Source organism: Zwartia hollandica (genome assembly GCF_019923725.1).
GTDB lineage: Bacteria > Pseudomonadota > Gammaproteobacteria > Burkholderiales > Burkholderiaceae_B > Zwartia > Zwartia hollandica.
The window spans coordinates 146,089-148,625 of the sequence record NZ_JAHXRI010000010.1 but is presented as its reverse complement, the minus strand read 5'-3'; the positions used below and the strand labels follow the sequence as shown (position 1 = coordinate 148,625).

The following is a 2,537-nucleotide window of genomic DNA, read 5'->3' as shown; positions in this document are numbered from 1 at the left end:
AAGTGGCTGATAGTGCCTACGCTTACGCAGGCGTCTCGGTCGAGGCTAGGACAGGGCAGACGTTGTATGGCGGGAGTGTGGGATTGAGGGTGGCGTTTTAGGGGGGTGGTGCCTAAAGTTAGTATCCCTCCCGCAGGTCAAAAGCAAAAACCTGGGACTGCAGCACCTTAGGCGGTTTTGTAATGGAGGGCGCACTGCCCCACCAAATGCCGTTACATAGAGCCCAGTTTCCTTGTTTATAGCGCCAAACTAGACAAATCTAGAATCCTCGGTTAAACAAGTGATGCTTTTTGCTAAGTAGCAGATTCCGTAACACCCCATTAACGCAGGCAACCTGAGCGCAGATCATGCAACTCACCAAGATCAAAGATTTGCTTTGCGCAAGCTTACGCGCCTTAACTCTTTCTACTGTCCTAGTTGCGAGTTTAGTTTTTTTTCTCACGCCTTCAGGCAACCTTCAAGCGGCTAACTGCATAGACAATACATCGCCCAGCGTTAGCTGCGGAGGCTCGCAGTGGACCATTGGGGTCAGTCAAGTGATCACTGTGCCGCTTGAGGTTGAGGTGACAGCGTCATCTCCCTACGTTTCTGGTATTCAAGTCCAATCGCCAGCTCCTGGGGCGACCTTGATCGTCGAGGGGGTAATAAGAGTGACCTCTGATCCTGGATCGGGCATCGAAAACTATGGCACCATTACATCGATCGTCAACTCGGGCAATATTTCCTCTACCTATGGTTTCCGGTATGCAGCGATTCATAATCGAGGTGGTTATTCAATTGGAACGATCACTAACCGTGGCATTATCACAGGCGGGGCGTCGCAAGAGGGTATTTACAATGAGCCTGGGGCCACAATTAGTACGTTGACTAACACCGGGACGATAAGCGGAGGCAGGGGAAGCATTAATAATGCTGGAACAATCGGCACGCTTAACAACTTAAGTAGTTCACTGTCGCTCGAAAGTAATTTACCAACCGTATATAACGTAATTATTGATAGTGCCGCGAGCTACGGCAAACTGACTGCCGCTAGTCTAAATGCTGGGACGGCAATGACCTTTGGTATTTCATCTTTATCGACCACGAATAGTTCGATCCTCAATACAACACTTTACTCAGTCTTAAGCGGTGTCGTAAACAGCCCGGCAGTAGGAGACAGCCCGGAAATAATAAGACTGCTAAACACAAGTGGCATATCAAATGGTTACACCTTTGTTTTGAGCGAGACCTCGCCGGGGTCCGGCATCTGGAACTTACTCATCACGGCGTGCAGTGTGTGCAGTACAGGCTCATCGTCAAGCGGATCAACCGTTTCAACTATCTCCAGCGGCACAAGTGTTGGGCTAGCTTCACTTGGTGCGAACCCTGTTTTGTCTGGCGGTACGGTTGTGCTGTTGAGTGGCGACAGCTCTAGCACCGCATTTAGCGTGACCAGCGCAAGTACGATTCAAAACCCAACCTCAGGTAGCGCCACGTTGTCGGGTGTTTTCTCGGGCGCGGGTGGCTTAACCTTTATCGGCACTGGCAGCACGATCATGAGCGGCGCCAACACCTACAGTGGCGGCACGACAGTAGCTGGCGGCACCTTGGTGGTGGCTGGACCGTCACCGACCGGCACGGGTGATGTGTTCGTGGCACCTGCTGGCACGTTGATGGGTACAGGCACGATTGCGGGCAATACCGTTGTGAGTGGTGTGCTTAAGCCGGGCAATTCCCCAGGCTATTTGTCGTTCACTAAAAACTTGACGCTGAACTCTGGGTCAACCTATCAACAAGATATCGCTGGTACTGTGCAGGCAAGCAGCGCAACTCCTGTGGGCGCCTCAGGCTATTACTCATTTGTGAATGTCGGTAGTCAACTGGTGATTAATTCCGGTGCGACCTTAACGCCACGGTTATCCAATCTGTTTAACGCAAGCGAGTCAGGCTACGGTAGTGCGATCTATGTCCCAGCACTTGGTGATCGTTTCCGTATGGTGACGGCGACGGGTGGCATCTCGGGTCGCTTCAGCACACTCACACAACCCGCTGAGCTCGCTAGTGGCACACAGTTCATCGCGTTCTATAACGTCAACAGCAGCAGTAGCCTTGATCTGGCTGTGACGCCGACTTCTTACAGTTCTACGTTGTCATCAAGCACCGCGAACGCCAAGGAAGTCGCGAATGTCTTGGATCAGCTCTTAGGCGTTAACAAGACGGGTACTGCGACAGCCGCACAAGACTCTTTACTCTACGCAGTGGCCGGTCAAACCGCAGCAAGCCTTCCAGGCTTTGCACAGTCCCTCTCGGGTGAGATTCATGCGGCCTCAGCGGCCACGCTGCCACAGACGACACAACGCGTGCAGCAAGCGGTGTTGGCACGCTTAGGCGACTTCCCGATGGCTCCGAATCAACTTGGTGGCGGTGCTGGCAATACACCCACCCCCTTATCGTCAGGTGCTGTCACAGGTAATAACCCCTCGGGGCTACCTACTGCCAACATGAGTTCAAACCCCGCCGTCAACCCGAAGTCCGCAAATATTACTAGCGCAGCCGTC

1 pseudogene is annotated in these 2,537 nt (G+C 52.8%); it reads left to right on the top strand.

The features are described 5' to 3' along the window. Positions 1-347: 347 nt before the first annotated feature. A pseudogene (locus KZZ10_RS15485) lies at positions 348-2,537 on the top strand (autotransporter-associated beta strand repeat-containing protein); the annotation flags it as partial.